16 protein-coding genes, 1 tRNA gene and 1 pseudogene are annotated in these 16,365 nt (G+C 62.2%); 8 read left to right on the top strand and 10 right to left on the bottom strand.

Annotation, left to right across the window (positions count from 1 at the left end):
* Positions 1–38 precede the first annotated feature (38 nt).
* Together JQK88_RS07710 and JQK88_RS07705 are read right to left on the bottom strand one after the other, a co-directional pair.
* Positions 39–821, bottom strand: coding sequence for a DUF1499 domain-containing protein (locus JQK88_RS07710; protein WP_192256407.1), 783 nt, complete (start codon positions 819–821; stop codon positions 39–41).
* 107 nt (positions 822–928) lie between these two features.
* Positions 929–2,557 carry a fatty-acid--CoA ligase gene (locus JQK88_RS07705; RefSeq protein WP_203277979.1) on the bottom strand — a complete coding sequence of 543 codons (1,629 nt, stop codon included), beginning with the start codon at positions 2,555–2,557 and terminating at the stop codon, positions 929–931.
* A 208-nt stretch (positions 2,558–2,765) separates the two neighbouring features.
* On the opposite strand from JQK88_RS07705, the gene JQK88_RS07700 reads away from it, so the two are divergent.
* Together JQK88_RS07700 and JQK88_RS07695 are read left to right on the top strand one after the other, a co-directional pair.
* Positions 2,766–3,197: a hypothetical protein gene (locus JQK88_RS07700; RefSeq protein WP_246501738.1), complete on the top strand. Its 432-nt coding sequence runs from the start codon at positions 2,766–2,768 to the stop codon at positions 3,195–3,197.
* Positions 3,198–3,340: 143 nt separating this feature from the next.
* Entirely contained in the window at positions 3,341–3,730 is a 390-nt protein-coding gene (locus tag JQK88_RS07695; protein ID WP_203277978.1) for a DUF427 domain-containing protein, read from the top strand.
* A 361-nt stretch (positions 3,731–4,091) separates the two neighbouring features.
* Here the strand turns inward: JQK88_RS07695 and JQK88_RS07690 are convergent, their stop codons facing one another.
* Complete coding sequence (locus tag JQK88_RS07690; protein ID WP_203277977.1) at positions 4,092–4,631, bottom strand: VOC family protein; 540 nt, start codon at positions 4,629–4,631, stop codon at positions 4,092–4,094.
* Between the two features lie 113 nt (positions 4,632–4,744).
* On the opposite strand from JQK88_RS07690, the gene JQK88_RS07685 reads away from it, so the two are divergent.
* The 3 genes and pseudogenes from JQK88_RS07685 to JQK88_RS37380 form a co-directional block, all read left to right on the top strand.
* A complete protein-coding gene (locus tag JQK88_RS07685; RefSeq protein WP_203277976.1) occupies positions 4,745–5,626 on the top strand; it encodes a LysR family transcriptional regulator in 882 nt (293 codons plus the stop codon).
* Positions 5,627–5,720: 94 nt separating this feature from the next.
* The gene (locus tag JQK88_RS07680) at positions 5,721–6,110 is read left to right on the top strand and encodes a transposase (RefSeq protein WP_203277975.1); all 390 of its coding nucleotides are present in this window, start codon (positions 5,721–5,723) and stop codon (positions 6,108–6,110) included.
* A pseudogene (locus JQK88_RS37380) lies at positions 6,089–6,502 on the top strand (transposase); the annotation flags it as partial. The gene JQK88_RS07680 and the pseudogene JQK88_RS37380, both read left to right, overlap by 22 nt.
* Before the next feature lie 84 nt (positions 6,503–6,586).
* Here the strand turns inward: JQK88_RS37380 and JQK88_RS07670 are convergent.
* The 3 genes from JQK88_RS07670 to ppdK all read right to left on the bottom strand — a co-directional run bounded on the left by JQK88_RS07670 (position 6,587) and on the right by ppdK (position 11,429).
* The gene (locus JQK88_RS07670) at positions 6,587–7,357 is read right to left on the bottom strand and encodes a polysaccharide deacetylase family protein (RefSeq protein WP_203277974.1); all 771 of its coding nucleotides are present in this window, start codon (positions 7,355–7,357) and stop codon (positions 6,587–6,589) included.
* Positions 7,358–7,447: 90 nt separating this feature from the next.
* Positions 7,448–8,548 (bottom strand): glycosyltransferase family 9 protein, encoded by a 1,101-nt coding sequence (locus JQK88_RS07665; protein ID WP_192256399.1) that lies wholly within the window; start codon positions 8,546–8,548, stop codon positions 7,448–7,450.
* 175 nt (positions 8,549–8,723) lie between these two features.
* Positions 8,724–11,429, bottom strand: coding sequence for a pyruvate, phosphate dikinase (gene ppdK / locus JQK88_RS07660; RefSeq protein WP_203277973.1), 2,706 nt, complete (start codon positions 11,427–11,429; stop codon positions 8,724–8,726).
* A gap of 215 nt (positions 11,430–11,644) precedes the next feature.
* Here ppdK and JQK88_RS07655 point away from each other — a divergent pair, with 215 nt between their 5' ends.
* The 3 genes from JQK88_RS07655 (at position 11,645) to JQK88_RS37130 (ending at position 12,605) form a co-directional block, all read left to right on the top strand.
* Positions 11,645–11,989 (top strand): VOC family protein, encoded by a 345-nt coding sequence (locus tag JQK88_RS07655; protein WP_203277972.1) that lies wholly within the window; start codon positions 11,645–11,647, stop codon positions 11,987–11,989.
* Positions 11,990–12,098: 109 nt separating this feature from the next.
* Positions 12,099–12,173 (top strand) — tRNA-Gln (locus JQK88_RS07650).
* Between the two features lie 42 nt (positions 12,174–12,215).
* Positions 12,216–12,605, top strand: coding sequence for a hypothetical protein (locus JQK88_RS37130; RefSeq protein ID WP_210388259.1), 390 nt, complete (start codon positions 12,216–12,218; stop codon positions 12,603–12,605).
* A gap of 316 nt (positions 12,606–12,921) precedes the next feature.
* Here the strand turns inward: JQK88_RS37130 and JQK88_RS07640 are convergent, their stop codons facing one another.
* From JQK88_RS07640 to JQK88_RS07625, 4 genes are all read right to left on the bottom strand, one after another.
* Positions 12,922–13,155: a hypothetical protein gene (locus JQK88_RS07640; protein ID WP_203277971.1), complete on the bottom strand. Its 234-nt coding sequence runs from the start codon at positions 13,153–13,155 to the stop codon at positions 12,922–12,924.
* 595 nt (positions 13,156–13,750) lie between these two features.
* Positions 13,751–14,296, bottom strand: coding sequence for a hypothetical protein (locus tag JQK88_RS07635; protein WP_203277970.1), 546 nt, complete (start codon positions 14,294–14,296; stop codon positions 13,751–13,753).
* A gap of 140 nt (positions 14,297–14,436) precedes the next feature.
* On the bottom strand, positions 14,437–15,420 hold the full coding sequence (locus JQK88_RS07630) for an NAD-dependent epimerase/dehydratase family protein (protein ID WP_192256389.1): 984 nt from the start codon (positions 15,418–15,420) through the stop codon (positions 14,437–14,439).
* A gap of 107 nt (positions 15,421–15,527) precedes the next feature.
* On the bottom strand, positions 15,528–16,365 hold an 838-nt coding region (locus tag JQK88_RS07625; RefSeq protein WP_512699808.1), incomplete at its 5' end, for an AAA family ATPase.

Here is a 16,365-nt window from a genome sequence, read left to right as displayed (position 1 = left end):
GCCAAGCGATTCCGATTGGCCGTCAGGTGCTCTGGATGTCACTCAGCCGGTGCCGCCCCCACCTGCCCCGCAACCTCCTGGTCGAGCTCGGCGAGGAATCCGACAATACGCGCGGCATTGTCGCCGAGGTCGTAGCGGCCGTAGCGGGAGGCCGAGCGCATGTCGACGACGATGGTGTCGCCGTCATTGCTCACCCGGATCGCGACGTCGGCGGGCAGGCCGACCACGAAGCTCCGGGCCACGGCCGATATCGTTACCTCGTCCTGACCGTCTGTCACCGGATAAGGTGCGGTAAGCTGCCAGTCGCGGCGGTCGAGCACGGTTTCGACGGCGTCGACGACGGTTTCGAATGGCAGATCGTAGCTGCGCCCGGTGACCAGCGGATAGGCGTCGGTCTGCAGGCGCGCCTCGCCCGGCGTTGGCGGCGCGAGCAGGTTCATATCCTTGGTGCGGTCGCTGGTATCCAGCACCGGCGGGTTGTCGAGATCGGTCGAGATGTCCCTGAGCGGCGGCGTGGTTGCCGCCCAATAGGCAGCGATGCCGTAGGGCGTCAGCACCAGCAGCGCCAGCAAGGCGCCGACCGAGAGGTCGCGCCCGCCACGGCCGCCGAAATGCCACAACCTGGACAAAGCGAGGCCGGCAAACAGCAAAGCGAACGCGGCAAGCAGGGCGACGATCGCCAGCACCCACAGGAAGGCCGGCGTTTCGACCAGTTCGAAATGATGGCCGGCCAGCACGGTCAGCAACAGCACCAGGGCAAAAGCGCCCGTGCGCCGCGACCAGCCGGCCGCCTTCGATGTCTGCCGCTCGTCGATTTGCATTGTCTTCAGCACCGCCCCAACCCGCACAGACGCTTAGAGCAAAGCAGCCGCAAATTGAACATCCCTGCTCTAACGTTTTTGAAGGTCAAGGAATCGCACGGTCTCGATCAATCCGTCGGCAGGCGGTAGTCGCTGAACTGCTTGCGCAAGGTGATCTTCTGTATCTTGCCGGTGGCGGTGTGCGGGATTTCGCCGACAAAGGCGACGTCGTCGGGCATCCACCACTTCGCCACCTTGCCGGTCATGAAAGCCAGGATGTCGGCCTTGCTCGGCTCCTTGCCCGGCTTGGCGACCACGACCAGCAAGGGCCGTTCGCCCCATTTCGAATGATGGACGCCGATAGCGGCTGCCTCGGCGACATCGGGATGGCCGACGGCGAGGTTTTCCAGGTCGATGGTCGATATCCACTCGCCGCCCGACTTGATCACGTCCTTGGCGCGATCGGTGATCTGCATATAGCCGCCCGGATCGATATGGGCGACGTCGCCGGTGTCGAACCAGCCGTCCTTGTCGAACTGCTCGGCGCCGACGCCGCCATAATAGGCGCTGGCGATGGCCGGGCCGCGCACCTTCAGCCGGCCGAAGGTCTTGCCGTCCCAGGGCAGTTCCTTGTCGTCATCGTCCGTCACCTTCATCTCGACGCCGAAGGGCGGGTAGCCTTGCTTGCACTGGACATCGAGCCGGGCCTCGCCCTCGAGCTGCTGATATTGCGGCTTCATGGTGCACAGCGTACCGAGCGGCGACATTTCGGTCATGCCCCAGGCATGGATGACCTCGACGCCGTAATTGTCCTGGAATTTCCTGGTGATGGCGCGCGGACAGGACGAGCCGCCGATGACGACCTTCTTGAGATGGGGAAGCTTCTTGCCGGTCTCCTCCAGATGCTGCAGCAGCATCATCCACACGGTCGGCACGGCGGCGCTGAAAGTCACCTTCTCGGTGTCGAGCAGCTCGCAGATCGAGGCGCCGTCCATCTTGCAGCCGGGCATGACCAGCTTGGCGCCGATCATCGGCGCGCTCTGGCCAAGGCCCCAGGCATTGGCATGGAACATCGGCACGACGGGGAGAATCGTGTCCCGCGCGGAGATGCCCATGGCATCGGGCATGGCGGCGATCATGGCGTGCAACACGTTCGAACGGTGGCTGTAAAGCACGCCCTTGGGATCGCCCGTCGTGCCGGAGGTGTAACACATGCCGGCGGCGGTGTTTTCAGGGAACGTCTTCCAGGCGAAGTCGCCATCGGCCTCGTTCAGCCAGTCCTCATAGGCGACCACATTCGGCAGCGTCGTCTCAGGCAGATGCGCCTTGTCGGTCAGCACGATCACCTTTTTCAGCGACTTGACGGCGCCGGCGATCTTTTCAAGCAGCGGCACGAAGGTCAGGTCGATGAAGATGGCTCTGTCCTCGGCATTGTTCATGATCCAGACGATTTGCTCGGGAAACAGCCGCGGGTTCAGTGTGTGATAGATGGCGCCAATGCCCATGATGCCGTACCAGGCCTCGATGTGGCGCGCCGTGTTCCAGGCCAGGGTCGCGATGCGGTCGCCGAGCACAAAGCCGTCGCGTTCGAGCCTTTGGGCAACCTTCAGCGCGCGGCGATGGATCTCGGTATAGGTAGTGCGAACGACCGGACCTTCGATCGAGCGCGACACGATCTCTCGCGTCCCGTGTTGCCGCTCGGCGTTGTCGATCAGCTTGTGGCAGAGCAGCGGCCATTCCTGCATCAGTCCGAGCATCTGGTTCCTCCCATTGGTTCCTCGTTCTTCCGTTTTTGTTCCATTGTGAGACGAACGGACAGATTGTCCAGTCATCAAGTCTCCAACCGTTAACGGCTGAAGCAAGCAGTGATCGAATCCCTGGGGAAACCGCCACAATCCGGCCATCGTCGGTGTTAACGTTCGTTAACGGGGCAAGGGGTGCGATAGGCGACTGAAAGAGGTTCGCATGGACGCGCAGCTCGACGACAGGCCGTTGGACGAGAGCCAGGCCGAAGACGTGCAGTTGGACGACGTGCAGTTGGACGACATTCAGCTCGACGACAAAGAGCTTGAAGATACGCTGGCTGCAAGTCTGGCCGATCTGGTGCCGGAGGCCAAAAAGGTTTCCGAAGACGAATTTGTCGAGGTGGTCGGCGGCGCCCTTGAGGCGGTCGGCGGCACGCTGCTGTTCAAAATGTGCGTCCAGAACGAAGGCGAAGGCCAGCATGTCGCTGCCGCATCGATCGGCGATGGCGGCAATCGCCAGTTCCTGCTGCTCACTTTGCCGACCGGCGGCGGCGCGCTGAAGGTCGAGACCACGTCAAGAAGCACCAATCCGGTGGCCGGCATTGCCGCTGCCTATGCCGGCCTCATGGACGTGTTCAAGACCGCGGCCTGACGTTCTCGCATACGTGATCGTTCAACGACCGACCGGGCACGCCTGGCCAGTCACGATGGCCTTGCGCAACTGGTTCTCCGAACACACTTAAGAACGTGGGAAGCAATCCCCCGTGCTCCCAATCGGACAAGGAGAACCCCCGCATGGACCAGATCGCCAACCCCGCCCCCGGCTTCCAGAGCAATCCCGGCAAGGTCATCACCGTCGAACCCTATCGCGGCACCGTGGTCGTGCGTGCCGGCAATACGGTGATTGCCTCATCGACGCGGGCGAAGCTTCTGTCCGAACCACCCTACCCCCAGCATTTCTACATCCCGTTCGAAGACATCGATTTCACCCAGCTCGGCAAAACCGCCCTGTCGACGCATTGTCCCTACAAGGGCGACGCCAGCTACTGGAGCGTGCTGCCGGCCGGCGAAACCGGCAAGGACGCGATGTGGGCCTATGAGCGACCTTTCGACGAAATGGTCAAGATTCGCGATCACGGCGCCTTCTACCCGAACAGGGTGACGATCGAAGCCACGCCCGGTTGAGGGCCGGACGCGGCCCGGCATGGGCGGAACTGGACTCTGTTGACCAGCCGCATCGCTGAAGGTTAGCCGAAACGCCCGTCGCGTCGTCATCCTATGGCGAAGCAAGGAGCGAAGCGACGCAGCGCAGACCCTAGGATCCATGCCGTGACGTTAAGGCGTTGAAAACGGTGCAGAATTCTACGCCGCTGCATCCTCGATCAAGGTCACGGAATGGATCCCAGGGTCTTCGCGACGGAGCTTCGCCCTAGGCCGTGTGGACGGATTTGCGCAAGATGAAGCCGGGGGTAACGGCCAAAGTATACGAAGCTTCCGCTGTCGCCGCGAGTCTTCCGAACGCGAGCCCGCCATGGCGGCGGCAGGCTCAGCTGTCGGACGCCCCCTCGCGGGCCAGATTGTCCACGTCGAGCGGCTTGCTGACCAGCCTCAGCTTGCCGTCCGGGTTGCGCGGCCATTCCGTTTCCGGGCGGTCCCAATAGAGTTCTACCCCGTTGCCGTCAGGATCGCGCACATATATCGCCTCCGAGCCACCATGGTCGCTCGCGCCCGTGAGCGCCACCCCCGCCGCTCGCAGGCGGTGCAACGCAGCCGCCAGCGCAGCTCGTGTTGGATAGAGAAAGGCGACATGGTGTAGGCCCGTTGTGCCCAAAGGGGGCGCGGCAGCGCCACGGCTTTCCCAAGTGTTGAGCGCCAGATGATGGTGATAACCGCCCGCCGCGAGAAAGACGGCCTCCTCACCCAGCGAAATGTTGACGCCGAAACCGAGGACGCCGCAATAGAAGGCCAGCGATCGCCCGATGTCGGCGACCTTGAGATGGACGTGACCGACCCGAACGCGCGGGTCGATGCTATAGTCGTCGACGACACTGGCGGCGTCATTAGCATTGATCGGATGGCTATTCATGGCGTCAGCTCCTTTGCATGCGATTTCCGCAAGCGAAAGTATCGCGCAAACTCATTGCGCGGAAAATGCGAGATGACTGGAATGATAATCCCGTTTTCTGCATAATCCCGGGAATGCGCATCGATGAGATCAGCGTCTTCATCAACGTCCTCGAGGCGGGGAGCTTTGCCGGCGCGGCGCGGCGTCTTGGCATGCCTGCAACGACGGTGAGCGCCAAGGTCGCGGCCCTGGAGCGACGGCTCGGGTTCACGTTGATCCAGCGTACGACCAGAAAGCTGCGCGCTACGCGCGAGGGCCAGGCCTATTTCGAGCGATGTCGCGCCGCGCTGCGTGAAATCGAGACCGTCGAAGCGGAGCTTCGCGCAGAGTCGGCGGGGATCGGTGGACAGCTTCGGTTGACGGCGTCGGTGGACATCGCGCAGACGCTTCTACCGCCTGTCATTGCCGCGTTCCGTGAGGCTTATCCGGCGGTTGCCGTTGATCTCGTCGTCACCGACCGCGTTGCCGATCTCGTCGCCGAGGGCATCGACCTCGCCGTGCGCGTCGGCCCCCTGCACGATTCAAGCTTGATCTCGCGAGCGTTCGTGACAGGTCCGTCGGGACTATTTGCCTGCCAGTCCTACCTCAACCGCCGGGGCACGCCCGCCTCGCTGGACGAACTCGAACATCATGATCTCATCGCCATTAGCAAGCCATGGGCGCGACCGCTGCCGATGCTGATGGGCGACCGGAAGATCGGCATCGACCTATCGGGTGGACTCGCCTGCGACGATCTGCTGACGGTCAGGGCCCTCGTGGCGATGGGGCTGGGGATCAGCTTCCTTCCCGGCTATCTCGCCCATCAGCTCGATCTGGTGCGGGTGCTCCCCGATCTGCGCTCGCCGTTCACCGGCCTCTACTTTGCTTACCCGGCACAGAAATTCGTGCCCGCACGGGTCAGGGAGTTCATGGGTTTCGCCGTTTCTACCGTCAAGCGCCTGGGGCTTCATCCCTAGGCTGCGTGGGCAAAATGACACCGGTATATCTTTGAGGGTTCCACCAAGGATCCAGTGTGATTCATGGATTGCCGACTGATTCTGGAGGTCGGCAATGTCCACGAAGATGACGGATACGGATTGGGCGAACGCGATGGAGGTCTTCCGCGCTTCGCTGCCGCGGCGCGGGGCGAAAGGCCGAGACGACCGGCTTTTCCTGGAGGCGCTGCACTATTTCTCAGTGCACAACATCACCTGGCGGGCGCTGCCGGAGCGGTTCGCCAAATGGAACAGCGTTTGGAAACGCTTCGACCGGCTGAGCAAGGCTGGCGTTTTCGAGACCTTCTTCGATCTCCCCGCTTCGCTCTCGTCGTCAGCGCATCTGGTGCAGATGGTCGATAGCACCGTGGTTCGCGCCCATATCTCGGCGGCAGGGGTAAAAGGGGGCAGGAAAATCAGGCACTCGGTCGCTCACGCGGCGGCTTCTCGACCAAAATCCATCTGAAAACCGATTTCGACGGCCATCCCATCGCATTCAATGTAACTGGTGGTGAGAATGGCGACGCACCCCACTTTCCCATCCTGCTTGGGCTTGGTTCTGATGTCGTTCCTCGTGCTGCCCTCGGTGACAAGGGATATGCCAGCAAGGCTAATCGGCTAGCGGCGCGGGAACGCGGCATCATTCCCGTCATCCCTCACAAAGCCAACGAGAGGCAAAGGCTCGGCTTCTTCGCCAAGGCCCTCTACAAAGGCCGCGCACGAATCGAGCAAGCAGTCGGAAAGCTCAAGCGCTTCAAACGCGTGGCGCTACGCTGCGCGAAGACGAAGCGAAACTTCGCATCCTTTGTCGCTCTCGCCGCAGGCTTCATCTTGCTCAAATCCGTCCACATGACCTAGGAGGACGAAGTTGCGCGGCCTCGGCTAATCTCGAATGTCGGAGATGCGCTGTCAGACTGCGATGAACACAGCCAGCACCGCAACCTAATCCGTCGTGCCGTCATTGCCGACGCCATCGGCTTCGTCGAGGCGGACGAAGGTGAGGCCCTTGGCCTTCAACGCCAGCAGACCTTGCACCACGCCCTCGCCGGCCGCGTGGGTCGGCTGGTTGATGTGGGCGATGATGACATCGCCATCCCTGGCGGCGCCGATGCGGCGGGCGGTTTCCTTAGCGCCGAGCAACGAGCCGCCATCGCCGTTTATCGAAAAGCCGGCGATCTTGAAGCCGAGCTTGCGGATCATGGCGATGGCCGACGGGCTGTATTCGGCGGTCGCGCCGCGAAACCATTTCGGCGCCGGCTCGCCGGTTCGCGCGAGAGCGGCCGCGCCCGACTCGACTTCGGCCCGCACCGCTTCAGGGCTGCCGGCGCTGCGGATGCCGTAGATTTTTTGCGGCGTGTCGACGGCCGGGATGTGGCGGCCGCCATGGTTTTCCAGTTCGAACAGCTCGGGATGCGCGCGCATGATCTCGACGGCGGCGGCATTGCGCTTCAGCCAGATGCCGGTGACGAAGATCGTCGCCGGAATCCGGTTCTCCACCAGGGCCGAAAGTATCCTCGTATCGGTCTGCCCGCCGCAGGCGTCGAGCGTGAGCGCGACGCGGCCCACATTGCCGCTCGCGTCCGCCTTGAGGCGCAGCGTCGGCTCGACAAGCGGCGCCGCGTGGGCCGCCGACGCGGCCCAGACCGATAGAGCGATGGCGCAAAGCAGCTTTTGCAAGGGATGCCTGTTTTGTTTCAGAATCGGCGCTGTCATAGCCGCATCCCAAGACCTGCAACAAGGCGGAAATCGGGATATCGGCCATGCAGAAAGCCGATATCCCGACAATGTGACCGCCGCGCACCATCAGACGGCGTGTTCCAGCTCCACTTGCGTCCGCGACAGGACTTGGCGCACCGCGGCGACGACCGGTTCGACCTCCAGGCGCCAGACGCAGCACGCCTTGCTGGGATCGAGCGGATTGCACAGGCTGCCCGCGACGCAATTGCACGGCATGGACGGCTGCAAAGCGAGGCTGGGCACGCCGACCGGCCCCCAAACGGCCGGGCTGGTCAGGCCATACAGGCCGACAACCGGTGTTCCGGCGGCGGCTGCCATGTGCATGGGGCCGCTCTCATTGCCGACAAACAGTCGCGCCTGCTGCAACACCGCCAGCAGCGTTTCCAGCGACAGAGCGCCGACGAGGTTGACGATCGGCGCGCCACTGGCGAGGATCTGCTCGGCCGGCTTGCGCTCGTCCGGACCGCCGACCAGCACAAAGTCCAGTCCGGTTTCGCGCGCAATCGTGTCGATCACAGCGGCGAAGCGTTCATGCTGCCAGCGCCGGCCGTGAAAGCTCGCGCCGGCATGCACGGCGATGAAACCGTTCGGGCGCAGGCGATGTCTATCCAGCAATGCCTGGGCCCTCGCCGTCTCCAGCGGCAATGGCCGGATCGACGGCGCACGCACGCGCAGAGCCACGCCAAGCGGCTCGAGCGGCGAGAGATAGCGGTAGAGATAGTGCTGCTCGCCAAAGCCGAACGGCCTGGCAAACAGGTTGGCCGGCTGACGCTCGTGCCAACGCAGCGGCCTTTCCGAGGGATTGTAGCCGATGCGGGTCCTGGCATTGAGGAACCTGACGATGATGCGCGAGGTCTTTGAATCGGTGAGATCGATGGTCAGGTCGAAGCGAAATTGGCGCAGCTTGCTGATCATCGAATAGAGTTCGCGCCCCCGCTCCAGCGGGGTGCCGCGCATGGCCGCGCGGCGGAAGGTCACGACCTCCGAGGCGATGCCGTGCGCGGTCACGAAGCTGGCGAGGCGGGCCTCACAGAGAAAAACGATCCTGACGCCGGGATATTCGAGCTGCAGGTTCCTGGCGAGCGTGGAGGAGAGAACAATATCGCCGATGAACTTGGTCTGGAGGATCAGGATCGAGCGGAAGGGTTTGGGCGAAATCTGCAACATCTGTTTCTCGGCACCGGGCGGGTTGGGGGACCGTGAAATTGGGCAGAAACGATGTCGGGATTGCGTGCTGAGCCGCGCACATCAGCGTGAATTTGCTTACAAAATCGTAAGCTTAGCGCCAAATGGCCACCCCTGGGGTGGCCATTTGCGCGACGCGGAAAGAACTATGTCGAAATCAGGATGCCGCAGCGCTCTTTTTGGGGCGCGGCGCGACCATCTTGGCAATCTGCACCGCGGCCTGCGCGGCGGCCAATCTCGCAATCGGCACGCGGTAGGGCGAGCACGAGACATAGTCGAGGCCGACCTCTTCGCAAAAGCGGATCGAGGCCGGATCGCCGCCATGCTCGCCGCAAATGCCGAGCTTGATGTCAGGCCGCGTCGCCCTGCCCTTTTCGGCCGCCATGCGCACCAGTTCGCCGACACCCTCGATGTCGAGCGAGACGAATGGATCCTGCTCGATGATGCCCTTCCGGCGGTAGGTCTCGAGGAAGGAGGCCGCATCGTCGCGCGAGATGCCGAAGGTGGTCTGGGTGAGATCGTTGGTGCCGAAGGAGAAGAACTCGGCCGACTCAGCAATGACATGGGCGCGGATCGCCGCGCGCGGAAGCTCGATCATCGTGCCGGTCAGATAGTCGATCTTGACGCCGGTCTCTTCCATCACGCTTTTGGCGACGGCGTCGATGCGCGCCTTGACGTAATCGAGCTCCTTCGCCAGGCCGACCAGCGGCACCATGATCTCGGGAACGACCAGCGCGCCGGCTCTCCTGCCGGCCTCGACGGCGGCCTCGAAAATGGCGCGCGCCTGCATCTCGGCGATCTCGGGATAGGAGACAGCGAGACGGCAGCCGCGATGGCCGAGCATCGGGTTGAACTCATGCAAGGCCTCGGTGCGCTGCCTGAGCTTGTCCGGCGAGACATTCATGGCAGCGGCGACTTCGGCCACTTCGGCTTCAGTCTTTGGCAGGAATTCATGCAGCGGCGGATCGAGCAATCGGATCGTCACCGGCAGGCCGGCCATGATCTCGAACAGTTCGAGGAAATCCGAGCGCTGCATCGGCAAAAGTTTGGCCAAGGCGGTGCGGCGGTCCTTCTCGGTATCGGCCAGGATCATCTCGCGCATGGCGACGATGCGCTCGCCGTCGAAGAACATGTGCTCGGTGCGGCACAGACCAATGCCTTCGGCGCCGAAGGAGCGCGCCATGCGCGCATCGAGCGGCGTCTCGGCGTTGGTGCGCACCTTCATGCGGCGCGTCGCATCGGCCCATTCCATGATGGCGGCGAAATCGCCGGAGAGTTCCGGCTGCAGCATCGACACGGCGCCCTTCAGCACCTGGCCGTTGCTGCCGTCGATGGTGATAATGTCGCCCTTGCGGAAGGTCTGGCCCATCGACATCAGCGTGCCGGCCTTGTAGTCGACGCGCAACGAGCCGGCGCCCGACACGCAAGGCTTGCCCATGCCGCGCGCCACCACGGCGGCGTGGCTGGTCATGCCGCCGCGCGTGGTCAGGATGCCTTCCGAAGCATGCATGCCGTGAATGTCTTCGGGGCTGGTTTCGATGCGCACCAGGATCGCCTTGCGCCCTTGCGTGTTCAGTTCTTCTGCATCGGCGGACGAGAAAACGATCTCGCCGGTCGCCGCGCCCGGAGAAGCCGGCAGGCCGACGCCGATGACATCGCGCGGCGCCTTCGGATCGATGGTCGGATGCAACAGCTGGTCGAGCGAGGCCGGATCGATGCGGGCGACCGCCTCTTCGGTGGTGATCAGCCTGTCGCGCGCCATTTCGACAGCGATCTTGAGCGCCGCCTTGGCGGTGCGCTTGCCGGAGCGCGTCTGCAGCATCCACAATTTGCCACGTTCGATGGTGAATTCGAGATCCTGCATGTCGCGGTAGTGCTGTTCGAGGCGGTCGGAGATGTCGACGAAAGAGCGGAACGCGTCCGGCATCAGCTTCTGCAGCGACGGCTTGTCGGAGCCGGCGGCAATGCGCGCCGCCTCGGTGATGTTCTGCGGCGTGCGGATGCCGGCAACGACATCCTCGCCCTGCGCGTTCACCAGGAACTCGCCATAGAGCATCTTTTCACCGGTCGAGGGATTGCGGGTGAAGGCGACGCCGGTGGCTGACGTGTCGCCCATGTTGCCGAACACCATGGCCTGGACATTGACCGCCGTGCCCCAGCTTTCAGGGATGTCATGCAGGCGCCGGTAGGTGATGGCGCGGTTGTTCATCCAGCTCGAAAACACGGCGCCGATGGCGCCCCAGAGCTGCTCGTGCGGATCCTGCGGGAACGGCTTGTCCAGCTCTTCCTCGACCTTGGCCTTGTAGAGCGCAATGACGCCCTGCCATTCCTCAGCGGTCAGTTCGGTGTCGAGCTCATGGCCGAGGCTCGCCTTCTGGTCCTCGAGGATTTCCTCGAACACTTCGTGGTCGAGACCCATGACGACATCGGAATACATCTGGATGAAGCGGCGGTAGCTGTCATAGGCAAAGCGTGCATCGCCGGAATCGGTGGCCAGCGCCTCGACCGTCTCGTCGTTTAGGCCGAGATTGAGCACGGTGTCCATCATGCCCGGCATCGACGCCCGAGCGCCGGAGCGGACCGAGACCAGCAGCAATTTCGACGGATCGCCGAAACGGCGCCCGGTCAGCGTGCCTATATGGTCCAGCGCTTTTGTGACATCGGCTTTCAGCTGGAGCGGATAGGTGTTGCCGTTGGCGTAATAGGCGTTGCAGACCTCGGTGGTGAGGGTGAAACCCGGCGGTACCGGCAGGCCAAGGCTGCACATCTCGGCCAGATTGGCGCCCTTGCCGCCGAGAAGATTGCGGTCACCCGCACGTCCCTCCGCGGCGCCATCGCCGAAGGTGTAGACCCATTTGGTCATGCTCGCCCTCCAAGTCCTTGGAAGAAACAACACCGGAGCCAAAGCCCGGTTCCCCCGCGTCCGACCCGAGCGTTATTATGCTGCAGTGCGAAAGGCAAGGCGTGGTCAGCCAAGCCTGGCCACTACAATCGATTAAGCAAAAGCTGCGTCAAAAAGACTTGCCGACCAGCTGCCCGCGATATAGAACATATCATGAACAAGTTGGGAGTAGCGTGATGAAACTCAACGGAAAACTCGACTATCTGGAATTGCCTGCGACCGGCGGAACGCTGGACAGCGTCAAGGCGTTCTACAGCGCGGCCTTCTCATGGTCGTTCACCGATTACGGGCCGACCTATTCAGCCTTTGGCGAAGGGCTCGACGGCGGTTTCCAGGCCGAGGGCGCGGAGGCGCCGGCCAAACCGCTGCCGGTGCTTTATTCGCAAGACCTGGAAGCAACCCTCGACGCTGTGGAGAATGCCGGCGGCACGATCGTCAAGCCGATCTTCTCGTTTCCGGGCGGCAGGCGGTTCCACTTCAACGATCCGGCTGGCAATGAGCTGGCGGTCTGGGGCGAATAGCGGGCGCCCGTGCCAGGCGGTGGATCAGTTTTGCACAGGGCCAACTCGGCATTGAGCTTTCGTGCCGCTCGTCCTATAAGGCCGCGCGCAGCGGGCAAAGCCCGCCTGCTGGGGCGTCGCCAAGTGGTAAGGCATCGGTTTTTGGTACCGACATCCCCAGGTTCGAATCCTGGCGCCCCAGCCAATTCACATGCCTTTTGAAATCAATGATTTACAGATGCCATGAATGGCTGTCGTCAGCGGCTATCTGGCTCCCTACGCGACCCGACTCCATCCACAGAGCCGGGCCGTGCGAAGAGGATCAGTAGTCGCTGTCGTCCTGGATGATGACGGGATGATGATGCCGATGGTGGCGACGCTCGATCGAGCCGGTCACGACAACAGTATCCGGACGATGATGTCTGCGGCCGTGGTCGTAAAAGGCAACCGTGCCGTGTTTACGGTGATGAAGGCGTTGACCCTGGTCATTGATGATCTTGACGGTCTTGTGGTGATGTCGATGGTGGGTCGCGATGATTACGTCAGCTTCGGCTGCCGAAGCTATCGCCGGCATCGCGATGAACAGCGCCAAAGCGCTCACGAGCATTGTTTTCATTGCAATATATCCATCTACTAATCATCCCTTCGCGGGGATAACCACCTCCCATCCCTTTGGTTCCGAGTGGCGTCGTCGGTTCTCGCGGCGCGATCAGTGATCGACGCTCCCGCGCAATACGGCATGTCCAAAGGGAATTTCGACACCAGGTCTTGTTGGCAGGACGCTTCTTCAAAGCTGACCACAAGGAGTTGCGCAACTTCCACAAGGCAGCGTTGTGCACGTCCCCTCGAATGCCCTCGCGTTCGATCACCTGATTTGTGATGTGAAGCATCTGTCTTGCGAGGAAGACCCTCGGCCTTTCACGATTTCCGAGAAGACGACCAAGCAGGCCGCCTCAGATTCCGTAAGAAAGTGCAAAGTAAGCCACCGGTGCCAAGATCAGCAAAATCGCCATCGCGATAAGCACGGCGATTGCCAGGCGCTCTGTTCGCCTGACAAGGTCAGCGACCTTGTCGTCGTCAGCCACCGGTATGAGGTCAAGGACCGAAGAAACTTCCGTAGGACTGTCGTTGTCGTTTGCGGGTCGGGTGGTTGCGCGTTCACGCACGGATCTCTGGACAAAGGTCACTATTAGCCTCGTTATTGAAACGTCACGCCGATTGGCGGTCCCACGACAATCGGGTGCCCGCTAGTCTCTGGAGAATGGCGGGCACCCGATTGACCGCCGATGAAGGGACTCATACTCGGCAGCCTGGTTGCAATGTATTGGGAGGGCATAGGTTGCTCACCTTCGACCTATGGCTTTGACGCCAGGACTTCAGTCATACCCAGTTCGGACCTTAGTCTGACGGCAGACGATACGGATGGCGGCCATTCGTTTCGACGCAGAAAAATGCGGGAACATTAGTAGGCTCTGACGAGTTCACTCTCAGCAACAAATTTTCGGGAGAGATATTGTGAACAACATAATTTGGGTCGTCGGAGCAGTGGTCATCGTGATTGCGATACTGAGCTTCTTTGGCCTCCGATAAACGGGCGCCTGCCGAATTGGCGACCAACACGAACTCGTTCGCGCAACTTTTTTGGGAGAATGAGTTGAGTTGAGGACGCCACGCGTCCCATCGTTTTCAAGCGACCGAAGTTGCGCGTTGATCCGACAAGACAATCAGTTCGTCTTGCGGCCAAAGATGCGTGCTGCGCGGCCGAACAGGCCGGGACCCGCTTCAGTCGGTTTGGCTGGCGTGCATCGTCGTCTCGCGCGCGGGACGATTTTTGGGGTCGGAGACCATTGCCATCACCGCCTTGTTGGCGTCGAATTTCGACGCCGGCCGGGCGTTGCTCATTCTCTGCCGGGTCAGATCCGAGCATGTCGGCTTGCCGTTCGCATCGAGAATCTCGCCTATGGTCAGCTTCCTGGTAAAGAGATGAAGGTGATGCACGGCGTTGCGGACGGCTTCCGCACCATAGGCGCCACTGGCGGCTTTGGTATGGATTTCCATCAATTTGGGGATCAGAAATTGAGCCTTGCCTGCATCCGCTTCGCCTTCGTAAGGCAGCGTGCTCCAGCCCGCCTTTATGATCGTCGATCTCAGTTCCGGGCTCTCGCGCCAAAGCGCAACGGCGGTTGCCGCATCGACAAAGGCCGTGACGTAGTTGCCTTTCATATTGTGGGCGATCTTCTGCCCTTCCAGTAACCCCTTGCATTCCGGGACAAGCCAGACGGCCTTCGGAAAGATCGACTGCATCTCAAAATCGTAGTTCAGGTCCACCGCAAGCCTCCCGCGCTGTCGCCTTTGACGTCGCGTCAGTCTCGCAGCTTGCGCTTAAATTTCCATCCCTTCAGCCGCGAAAATCCCATCGAACGGGCGGCGGGCAACTTGATGTTCCCGCGACCTGTCATTCCCGGCAATCAGCTCTTTGTCGACTTTGCCATCCATTCCGACCGGTACCAGTCGACGAATTTCTTCAGCCCGTCCTCTATCGAGACGCTCGGCCGAAAGCCGAAATCGCGTTCCAGCAACGTCATGTCGGCATAGGTCTGCTCGACGTCGCTGGTCTGCATCGGCTCGTTGTTGCGCATCGCGGTTACGCCGAGCAGCCGCTCCAGCGTGGCGATGAAATCGTCCAGCCGCTCGGGCCGGTTGTTGCCGACATTGTAGATCCGGCATGGCGGCACTTCCGCCGGCGGCTTGTCGAGCACGGCGACGATGGCGCGCACGACATCGTCGATATAGGTGAAATCGCGCCACATCTCGCCATCGTTGAAGACGCGGATCGGCTTGCCCTCGAGCATCGCCTGGGTGAACAGCCAATAGGCCATGTCGGGCCGGCCCCACGGACCGTAGACGGTGAAGAAGCGCAGGCCGGTCTGCGGCAGGCCGAAGAGATGGGCATAGGTGTGGCTCATCAGCTCGTCGGCCTTCTTGGTGGCCGCGTAGAGCGAGACCGGCCTGTCGACCTGGTCGGTCTCGGCAAACGGCACCTTGCGGTTGCCGCCATAGACCGAACTCGACGAGGCATAGACCAGATGCTCGAAGCCGACCGTTGCGCGGCAGAATTCGAGCACTTCGAGATGGCCGACCACGTTGGAACGGACATAGAGCCTGGGATTATCCAGCGAATGGCGCACGCCCGCCTGTGCTGCCAGATGCACGACCTTGACGATGCCTTGTCCGGCCAGCGCATCGGCGAGAGCGCCGGGTTCGGCGATGTCGAGCTGGTGAAAGGAAAAGCCGTTGTGTGGCTTGAGGCGGGCGAGCCGGCCTTCCTTCAGCGCCAGGTCGTAATAGTCGTTCATATTGTCGACGCCGACGACGGCTTCGCCGCGGTTCAGCAGATGATGGCAGACATGGCTTCCGATGAATCCCGCGGCTCCGGTGACGAGTACAGGCAACAACGTTCTCCAGACACATGACCAAGCCAGCCATCAGGGCGATTGGCTGCATTCCATTGGTGCTATAGTCGAAAGCCGGGGTTGAGGCCACTGGCCAAGCCGACGCGTCAGCTCGCTTCGCGCATCGCCTCGGCGGCCTGCAGATCGACCGACACCAGTTGGCTGACGCCCTGCTCGGCCATGGTCACGCCGAACAGGCGGTTCATGCGCGCCATGGTGATCGGATTGTGGGTGATGATGACGAAGCGCGTCTCGGTGGTCGCCGCCATTTCATCCATGAGATTGCAGAAACGCTCGACATTGTGATCGTCGAGCGGCGCGTCGACTTCGTCGAGCACGCAGATCGGCGCCGGATTGGTCAGGAAGACGGCAAAGATCAGCGACATCGCTGTCAGCGCCTGCTCGCCGCCGGAGAGCAGCGTCATCGTTTGCGGCTTCTTGCCGGGCGGACGTGCCAGGATTTCGAGCCCGGCTTCGAGCGGATCGTCGGATTCGATCAGCTGCAGTTCCGCCGTACCGCCGCCGAACAGATGCGAGAACAGCCGCTGGAAATGACCGTTGACGACGTCGAAGGCGGCGAGCAGCCGCTCGCGGCCCTCGCGGTTCAGGCTCTGGATCGCTTGCCTCAGCTTGCGGATCGCCTCGATGATGTCCTCGCGCTCGGAAACGATGGTCTCCAGCCGGTCCGAGAGTTCCTTTTGCTCTTCCTCGGCGCGCAGATTGACAGCGCCAAGCCGCTCGCGCTCGACCTTCAGCCGGTCGAGTTGGCGCTCGATCTCGGCCATTTCTGGCATCGGGCTATCGGCTTCCAGACCGGTGTGGCGGATGACCAGATGCGGCGGCGTGTTCAGCGTTTCCTGGATGCGCGCCTCGACCTCGAGCCGGCGTACGTCGGCAGCGGTCAGCCGCTCCTCGGCGCGGACGCGAGTTTCGCGGGCGTCGGCC

Source organism: Mesorhizobium caraganae, from assembly GCF_016836705.1.
GTDB lineage: Bacteria > Pseudomonadota > Alphaproteobacteria > Rhizobiales > Rhizobiaceae > Mesorhizobium > Mesorhizobium caraganae.
The sequence above is the reverse complement of the archived record's forward strand: the minus strand, read 5'-3'. Positions and strand labels throughout refer to the sequence as shown.